This window comes from Terrilactibacillus tamarindi, assembly GCF_009718825.1.
GTDB classification, from domain to species: Bacteria; Bacillota; Bacilli; order Bacillales; family Sporolactobacillaceae; genus Terrilactibacillus; species Terrilactibacillus tamarindi.
In genome coordinates, this window is sequence record NZ_WNHB01000017.1 from 73,818 (window position 1) to 81,851 (window position 8,034).

At 36.3% G+C, this 8,034-nt stretch carries 8 protein-coding genes; 5 read left to right on the forward strand and 3 right to left on the reverse strand.

Annotated features, from left to right (window positions below; all coding sequences use genetic code 11):
- Nucleotides 1-337: 337 nt before the first annotated feature.
- The 3 genes from GMB86_RS11220 to GMB86_RS11230 form a co-directional block, all read right to left on the reverse strand.
- Nucleotides 338-2,749: a heavy metal translocating P-type ATPase gene (locus GMB86_RS11220; RefSeq protein WP_155219920.1), complete on the reverse strand. Its 2,412-nt coding sequence runs from the start codon at nucleotides 2,747-2,749 to the stop codon at nucleotides 338-340.
- A 71-nt stretch (nucleotides 2,750-2,820) separates the two neighbouring features.
- A complete protein-coding gene (gene copZ, locus GMB86_RS11225; protein ID WP_155219923.1) occupies nucleotides 2,821-3,027 on the reverse strand; it encodes a copper chaperone CopZ in 207 nt (68 codons plus the stop codon).
- Between the two features lie 287 nt (nucleotides 3,028-3,314).
- Nucleotides 3,315-5,027 (reverse strand): multicopper oxidase family protein, encoded by a 1,713-nt coding sequence (locus GMB86_RS11230; protein ID WP_329602894.1) that lies wholly within the window; start codon nucleotides 5,025-5,027, stop codon nucleotides 3,315-3,317.
- A 208-nt stretch (nucleotides 5,028-5,235) separates the two neighbouring features.
- On the opposite strand from GMB86_RS11230, the gene GMB86_RS11235 reads away from it, so the two are divergent.
- The 5 genes from GMB86_RS11235 to GMB86_RS11250 all read left to right on the forward strand — a co-directional run bounded on the left by GMB86_RS11235 (nucleotide 5,236) and on the right by GMB86_RS11250 (nucleotide 8,016).
- On the forward strand, nucleotides 5,236-5,646 hold the full coding sequence (locus tag GMB86_RS11235) for a hypothetical protein (RefSeq protein WP_155219927.1): 411 nt from the start codon (nucleotides 5,236-5,238) through the stop codon (nucleotides 5,644-5,646).
- A gap of 57 nt (nucleotides 5,647-5,703) precedes the next feature.
- On the forward strand, nucleotides 5,704-5,988 hold the full coding sequence (locus tag GMB86_RS16100) for a response regulator (protein WP_329602895.1): 285 nt from the start codon (nucleotides 5,704-5,706) through the stop codon (nucleotides 5,986-5,988).
- Between the two features lie 155 nt (nucleotides 5,989-6,143).
- Nucleotides 6,144-6,410: a winged helix-turn-helix domain-containing protein gene (locus GMB86_RS16105; RefSeq protein WP_329602896.1), complete on the forward strand. Its 267-nt coding sequence runs from the start codon at nucleotides 6,144-6,146 to the stop codon at nucleotides 6,408-6,410.
- Nucleotides 6,407-7,819, forward strand: coding sequence for a sensor histidine kinase (locus GMB86_RS11245; RefSeq protein WP_155219930.1), 1,413 nt, complete (start codon nucleotides 6,407-6,409; stop codon nucleotides 7,817-7,819). The genes GMB86_RS16105 and GMB86_RS11245 overlap by 4 nt, the downstream gene beginning before the upstream one ends.
- Nucleotides 7,816-8,016 (forward strand): hypothetical protein, encoded by a 201-nt coding sequence (locus GMB86_RS11250; protein ID WP_155219933.1) that lies wholly within the window; start codon nucleotides 7,816-7,818, stop codon nucleotides 8,014-8,016. Before GMB86_RS11245 ends, GMB86_RS11250 begins: the two co-directional genes overlap by 4 nt.
- The last annotated feature ends 18 nt before the right edge of the window (nucleotides 8,017-8,034 follow it).

Here is an 8,034-nt window from a genome sequence, read left to right on the forward strand (position 1 = left end):
GTTCCACCATTATTATGCCATGTTGGTAGAATTACTGTAAATAAAAGGGATCTTAAAACGATTTTTACTAGAGGGGTTTGTTAAAATAAGAGATTGATGGAACTTATAACTTAATTTAATAGGCTCTGTTATGTTTTATGTCCCGTTTACATATTAACTTAGAGACATTATGAACCATGGAAGGGCTCAAAATGATATTAGAGTCATTGACTTGAGGGAATTCTATACGTATTTAATAGATGTTGAAATTTAATAGATAATAAAAAACGACCTAACTATTTCCTTTCACTTAGTTAGGTCGCTACGTTATAAATTTCTCTTATTTAAACTGAACTCTTCATAATTTAATTCTTTGTAGACGTAAGGCATTAAGAACCACAGATACTGAACTAAAAGCCATGGCTGCACCAGCTAACCAAGGTGCAAGCAAACCCGCTGCTGCAATTGGAATCCCTAAAGCATTATAAGCTAATGCCCAAAATAAATTTTGCTTAATATTTTGGATGGTTTTTTTACTCATATAGATGGCATCCGCTATACTGTTCAAATCACCACGAATCAATGTGATATCAGCTGCTTCCATGGCAATATCCGTTCCAGTTCCAATGGCCATTCCAATATCTGCTGTCGCAAGCGCAGGAGCGTCATTAATCCCGTCACCCACCATGGCCACCTTTCTACCTTTGCTTTGCATTTTTTTCACTTCGTCTGCCTTACCTTCAGGTAGAACCTCTGCAATGACTCGTTCAATTCCAACTTGCTTTGCAATTGATGTTGCGGCGATGTGATTATCACCTGTCATCATGATGACTTCGAGTCCCATTTCTTTTAAACGTTTTATAGCACTAACTGACGTTTCTTTTATTGTGTCAGCGACGGCTATCATTCCTTTATATTTCCGATTTACGGCAACTAACATCGCTGTTTTCCCACTGGACTCTAACGTTTCCATTGCGCTTAATGCCTGATTGATTTCAACATTATTTTCTTTCATTAATCTTCGTGTGCCAACTAAGACTTCAGTCCCATCAACCAAGGCTTGTATTCCATAGCCAGATATCGCCTTAAATTCGTTAACTTCTTTTAAGGCTATACCTTTTTCTTGGATACCTTGAACAATAGCCTTAGCCAGTGGATGCTCCGATTGTTTTTCAGCTGAAGCTATGAGTTCCAAGAGTTGTTGCTCATCTTGGTCACCTTGGACAATGATATCAGTCAAAACAGGCTCTCCGTTTGTGACTGTGCCTGTTTTATCTAATATAACCGTATTGATAAGATGCGTTAATTCGAGATGTTCACCGCCTTTAAATAACACCCCGAATTCTGCTGAGCGTCCCGAACCGGCCATAATCGATGTTGGGGTAGCCAGACCTAAAGCGCAAGGGCAGGCAATAACTAAAACAGCAATCAGTTTTTCGAGTGCTGACGAAAAGTTTCCTGGATCAACCCAAACAAACCAGATGATAAAAGCGATCACAGCAATCGCGATAACAATGGGAACAAAGATTCCAGAGATCTTATCAGCTAAACGCTGGATGGGCGCTTTTGATCCTTGAGCTTCTTCTACGACTTTTATAATTTGGGCTAAGGCTGTTTCCTTACCAATTTTCATGGCTTTTAGTTTTAGAAAACCATTTTTATTCATTGTTGCCCCGAAAACAGGATCTCCTATTGTTTTATCAACAGGTAAACTTTCCCCGGTAAGCATGGATTCATCAATCGCTGAGCTACCTTCAATAATTTGACTATCGACAGGAATTTTTTCACCCGGTTTAACATGAATCTCATCACCTATCATAACTTCATCAAGTGGAATGTTTCTCTCCACCCCATCTCTTACAACCGTTGCTGTCTTCGCTTGTAAACCCATGAGTTTTTTAATGGCTTCAGACGATCGCCCTTTGGCTTTAGCTTCGAATAATTTCCCCAAAATAATGAGTGTAATCAAAATAGCGCTTGTTTCATAATACAATTGGATCTTGGACGCATGATTTCCGAACGAGAGGATCGTTTGATATAGACTGTAAAAATAGGCTGCCGATGTCCCTAGTGCGACAAGAACATCCATATTTGCACTTTTGTTTCTTAACGCTTTATAAGCGCCTAGGTAAAATTGACCACCGATGATAAATTGAACTGGCGTGGCTAAAATTAATTGAAACCAAGGGTTCATAAAAATTTCTGGTACATAGATAAATGATGTAAAAGAAAAATGACCAACCATAGCCCATAACAATGGTAAAGAGAGAATTAATGAGATGATAAATTTTGCTTGTTGTTGACGTATGGCTTTTTTCTTGTAATCAACGGATGGTTCTTTTCCTTCGTTTTTTAAAATCGCTCCGTAACCCAATTTCTCAACTCGATGAATCACATCATCAGTTGATACTATGGACGGATTGTAGGTGACTGTCGCCTGTTCAATGGCTAAATTTACCGTCGCTTTCGATACACCTTCAAGTTTATTTAACCCTTTTTCAATTCGATTGGCACAAGCTGCACATGTCATCCCTGTAATCGCAAATTCATGTTTTTCCTTTACGACGTCATAGCCTAAATCTTTTATTTTCTTTTCAAAAGCTTCAACATTGGTTTGTTCTGAATCATACTTTATGGTCGACTTTTCAAGAGCAAAGTTAACATTTGCCTCCTCAACGCCATCCAGTTTCTTTATTCCTTTTTCAATTCGATTCGCACAAGCTGCACACGTCATCCCTTTAATTTGTAGACTTGCTTCTTTTGTACTCAATCTCTAACCCTCCCATACTACCCAGGGGTATATTAGATGTAAAAAGAAATCGTGCTATAGAGCACGTTTTCTTAAACGACTTCGTATCCTTGATCATCAATTGTTTCTTTAATTTTCTCTAATGTAACTTCCTCTGGATTAAATTCAACATCCACTTTACCTTCAGTTAAATGAACTTTCACTTGCTTAACACCACTTAATTCACCAACACTGCCTTCTACTGCCTTAACACAGTGCCCGCAAGACATTCCAGTAACGTTTAATGTTGTTTTTTCCATAATAATGAACTCCCTTTCTTCTTACCTAAAGTTTTTTATCGCAGTCAATTCTTTTATCTCCACCGCTGCTGACGATTATACTTAATCATCCTTACAATTGTATATTACCATACCCCCCTAAGGTATGTAAAGAGATAAAATATATTTTATTCATAATACTTTACATGGGTATAGTTTATCTCAAAATTATTAAGAGAATCAAATACAGTCATTAATATCTGGCTATTAATAAAAAGTGCGACCTAACTTATTCCTTTTGAATGTATAGGTCGCTTTTCTCAGTACTACTATTCAGTTTTATTAGAATTTGAAGATTTAGGTTTATAGTTTGTTTGGTAATCTGTATATTTCACTTCAGTATCCATTCCTGCTGATGCATGGTGAAGATCATGACAGTGAAACATCCAATTCCCAGGGTTATCTGCAACAAAGGCGACCTCATATTCTTCACCTGGTTTTAGGTTTAATGTATCCTTCATGATAGGTGAACCTGAATAAGGTTTTCCATTTTTACTTAGAATTTGGAAAAAGTGTCCGTGAAGATGCATCGGATGATGATTCATCATATCACGATTGACGAGTTTTACTTTTACAAGATCCCCTTTTTTGACTTTAATCGGATCTGTATTTGGGTAAGTTTTTCCATTAATCGTATAGATCATTTTATTACCATTCATTCCAACATTAAGATCCATCGAATACTCAAGATCGTATTTTTGATCTAAAGTAAATTTATCGTTTGATTTAGTACCATATTGAGTGAGATTTATAGATGGTAACGATTGACTAGCATTAGCCTTATCGTTCATTTTTTTAATCCCCTGATAACTAATGACCGCCTTCATGCCACTTGTTCCTTTAGATTTACCATGATCTTCGATAAGCCATTTCCCCGGATTATCTGCGGTAAAAACAATATCATAACGTTCCCCTGGGGCGATGGTCATAACTTGATTTTTTATAAGACTTGGATTATTAATCGGCTGACCATCTGTTGCGATCACTTTAATATTATGACCATGAATATGAATATTGTGAGAAAGATAGCCTGCATTAATGAAACGTAATCGAACTCTATCTCCTTCTTTCACATTAAGAGGTTTTATTAAATGACCGCTTTTACCATTGATGGTATACAAATCATACATACCCATATGATCCATCATTTTCATGCTGCCCATCATGGTACTGCCATCGCTTGTTTTATTGTTATGATGACTACTATGGCTAGATTCATCGCTATTGTTGTGATGACTGCTATGGCTAGATTCATCGCTATTATTGTGATGACTGCTATGGCTGTCATTTGCCATGTTCATTTCGGAATCTTGACCCATGTCCATATTCCCCATGTCCATTCCATTCATCCCTGAATCCTGATCACCTTCTTTACTTGTTCTCTTTCCAGTCATCGTTTTAATCTGATTATTTATATATTTTTTATTCGTTACCCACTCATCTAACATGAGAGTATAATCTTTGTCATAGTTATCTTTTGGATCTTCAACGACTAACGCACCGTATAATCCTCGATCAACTTGATTTACAGAATCTTCGTGTGAATGGTACCAATACGTTCCTACTTTACTTGCAGTAAATTCATATGTGAAACTTTTTCCAGGAGCTACGGCGTCTTGAGTCACGTTTGGAACACCGTCCATGTTATTCGGCACAGGATAGCCATGCCAATGAATAGAGACAGGTGAAGGTAAATCATTCTTTAATGTAACACGGATCTTCTCTCCTTTTTTCACTCGAATTTCGGGTCCTGGTGCAGAACCATTGAACGTCCAAACAGGAACAGTCACCCCATTTCTTAATTTTTGTTTTACTTCCTTAGCGACAAGTGTAATAGTTGGACCCTTTAAAACCTTTAATGGCTCTGAAGCTTCCCGCTTGTCAACTGCTCCTTGTTTGTTTGGATCTTTATTACTCGTAGAACATGCCGTTATAATGAATAATGAACAAACGACAATTGTAAAAAGTAGCATTTTTTTCACAGTTTATCCACTCCTTTCTCTCACCAACTAGTCTATATTGAAATTATGGAGAATTTGTGAAGAGTTAGGTAAAAAAGCATGTTTAGAACCACACAAAAAGTACATAAATTTGACTTAAAATCATCTTCATAAGAAGAATAATATCGTCTTCTAAAACATTTCATTAAAAGTATTACTCATTAAAAAAACAAGGGAAGTGACAAATTAGATGAAAAAAACAGTCCTATTTGTTGGAGGAATGGTCGCTTTAGGTTTACTTCTTATTTTTGCTTGGAAATTTGCTCAAACCAACTCTAATAGTCATAAAAAAACGTCAATCGAGACAAAAATAGAGGCGTTGAACTGGCAGAAAAACGGAAAAAATGGAGAATATATTACGAAGAGACACGAGGGAATGATCACAACTAAAATGGAAGGCATTATTCAAACAGATACAGATTGCTCTCCAGATAGCAAAGGAATCAGCCGATGTCATAACAAAATTAAATTATCTAATAACAAGGAAGTAAGCGTGATAAACATTCATAATATGAAAACCTATTCCTGCTTTAAACCCGGTCAAAAAGTGACTGTAGAGCCTTTGAACCAAAAATGGTTTAAAGTCATCAAAGTGAATTAAATCTAGTTAAATTCAAACATTTATAACAAAGCTTTAGCACTAAAAAAGGAGAAAAAAATGAAACACTTACAGGTTCTCATTGTCGATGACGAATGGAACATGCGAAATTTATTAAAGATTTATTTACAAAAAGAAGGATTTATCGTTAAGGAAGCCATGACAGGGAACGAGGCTTTAACTAAGATAAAACAAGAAGACTTTGATGTTATTTTGTTAGATATTATGATGCCTGATATGGATGGCTGGGAAGTATGCAAGTCAATTAGAGAAATAAAGACCACTCCTATTCTGATGTTAACAGCTCGAGCAGAGCTACAAGAAAAAGTAAAAGTTTTGCTTTAGGGGCGGATGACTATTTAACCAAGCCCTTTAATCCCGAAGAATTAATCGCTCGTGTCCATGCCCTTATCCGACGCTCCTCGATTTCATATTCAAAACAAAGCGAAAAAAAGAGATTAGACTTTCCCGATATAACCATTGAACCTGATGCACGTCAAGTGACTATATGTCATCAAACTATTGAATTTACACAGATCGAATTTGATATTTTAGTCATGTTAGCAAAAAACAAAGATCGTGCCTTTTCTAGGGAACATATTGTTGAGAGAGTTTGGGGATATGATTTTGAAGGTGATTCCCGTGTCGTGGATACTCATGTGAAGAACATAAGAGAAAAAGTAACCAAAGCCGGTTTATCCTATAACCCCATTCAAACCGTCTGGGGGATTGGCTACAAATTTCATATACCAGGTACCATACAATGAAAATTAGTCGAATTGGACTCAAACTCGGTACAGCATTTATGATCCTTTTCATTATATTACTAATGACCTTAGGTGTGGCAATAGATCAATTATTCTCCCATTTTTTTTATGCGCAAATGAAAGAAGATTCACAGGAACTCGCCTCACACTTTGTTTCGATGGCAAAAACTAAAGATGCGTCTTCTACAGCTATGATAAACAATTTTGCTGAATTCTCGAGTGTTCAAATTGTTTGGGTGACTGAAAATGGACAGGTTATCGCCCATTCAGGTAAAAGTGAAAGACAACATCCATTTATTAATCAAAAAGATCTTAACCGGATGTTTTCAGGTCAATCAATCGACTTTATATATAATGATTCGTCTGGACACCGTTATTACATCTCAGGCAAACCGGTTGTAAAAAATCAAAAGCCTCAATCTGCCTTATATATCCTATCTTCAATGAATAAAATAGATGATTCAATTAGAACCGTACGTAAATTACTATTTCTTTCTGCTTTAGGAGCTTTTCTTGTCGCTTTAGGAATGACTTTTATTATGACAAAGCTTCTCTCTCAACCTCTCCTTAAAATGCAAAAAGTGACGGACAGGATGTCTAAAGGAGATTGGGATACACGTCTAGACATTCGTCAAAAGGATGAAATGGGTATGCTTGGTCAATCAATCAATAACTTAGCTCAGAGTTTACAAAGGTATCGAGATACGAGGCAAGAATTTTTTGCGAATATTTCGCATGAGCTAAGAACTCCCATAACCTATCTTGAAGGGTATTCGAAAGTTCTAACTGATAATTTAGTCGAAAACGAAGCAGAAAAAAAGAAATACTTGACCATTATTCATCAAGAAGCCATTCGTTTACAAAAGTTAGTGGATGATCTTTTTGAACTTTCGAAAATGGAAGAAGGGAAAATAGAGTTAACGATGGAACGGTTAGACATGAAAGATATTATCTTGAATACTCTAAGCAAGGTTAAACTAAAAGCGGAACAGAAAAATATTATCTTAAAAACTGAACTACATCAGGATATTCCTTTCATCCTTGGAGATAGTTATCGCATGGAACAAATTCTTTTAAATTTATTAGAAAACGCCATCAAATACACGGATCAAGGAGAAATTATCGTTCAACTCGTCTCAGAAAATTCATCATTGGTCCTATCCGTATCTGATACGGGTCAAGGTATTCCAGAAGAGGAACTTCCTTATATTTTCGATCGGTTTTATCGCATTGAAAAATCAAGATCTCGTGACTATGGTGGTACAGGCCTAGGTCTTTCAATCGTCAAAAAATTAGTGGATCTGCAAGGAGGATCCATTCATGTGGAGAGCAAGTTAGATGTAGGGACAACCTTCACGCTAACCTTCCCACAACATGAAGAACTTGAAAGTTTGGAGGGTTCCTCATGAAAATACAGTACTTCTTCATTGCTTCGTTGCTCATTGGTATGGGACTTATGTGCATGACCTATTCCGCTAATTTATTTGAAAGAGGAACTATTATGACCTTTGGAAAAACCTTTTTTCAAATCGGAATGATGGTTGTATGTCCAGTTGTTTTATTTATTTGTCTTTATTTAGTGTTTCATTATAAAAAAAAGAAATAGTATCATCAATAATTAATG

What these genes read in the sequence shown, in the direction of transcription:
- GMB86_RS16100 (WP_329602895.1), top strand. Translation starts at nt 5,704, where the DNA reads ATGAAACACTTACAGGTTCTCATTGTCGATGACGAATGGAACATGCGA.
- GMB86_RS11245 (WP_155219930.1), top strand. Translation starts at nt 6,407, where the DNA reads ATGAAAATTAGTCGAATTGGACTCAAACTCGGTACAGCATTTATGATC.
- GMB86_RS11235 (WP_155219927.1), top strand. Translation starts at nt 5,236, where the DNA reads ATGAAAAAAACAGTCCTATTTGTTGGAGGAATGGTCGCTTTAGGTTTA.
- GMB86_RS11250 (WP_155219933.1), top strand. Translation starts at nt 7,816, where the DNA reads ATGAAAATACAGTACTTCTTCATTGCTTCGTTGCTCATTGGTATGGGA.
- copZ (WP_155219923.1), bottom strand. Translation starts at nt 3,027, where the DNA reads ATGGAAAAAACAACATTAAACGTTACTGGAATGTCTTGCGGGCACTGT.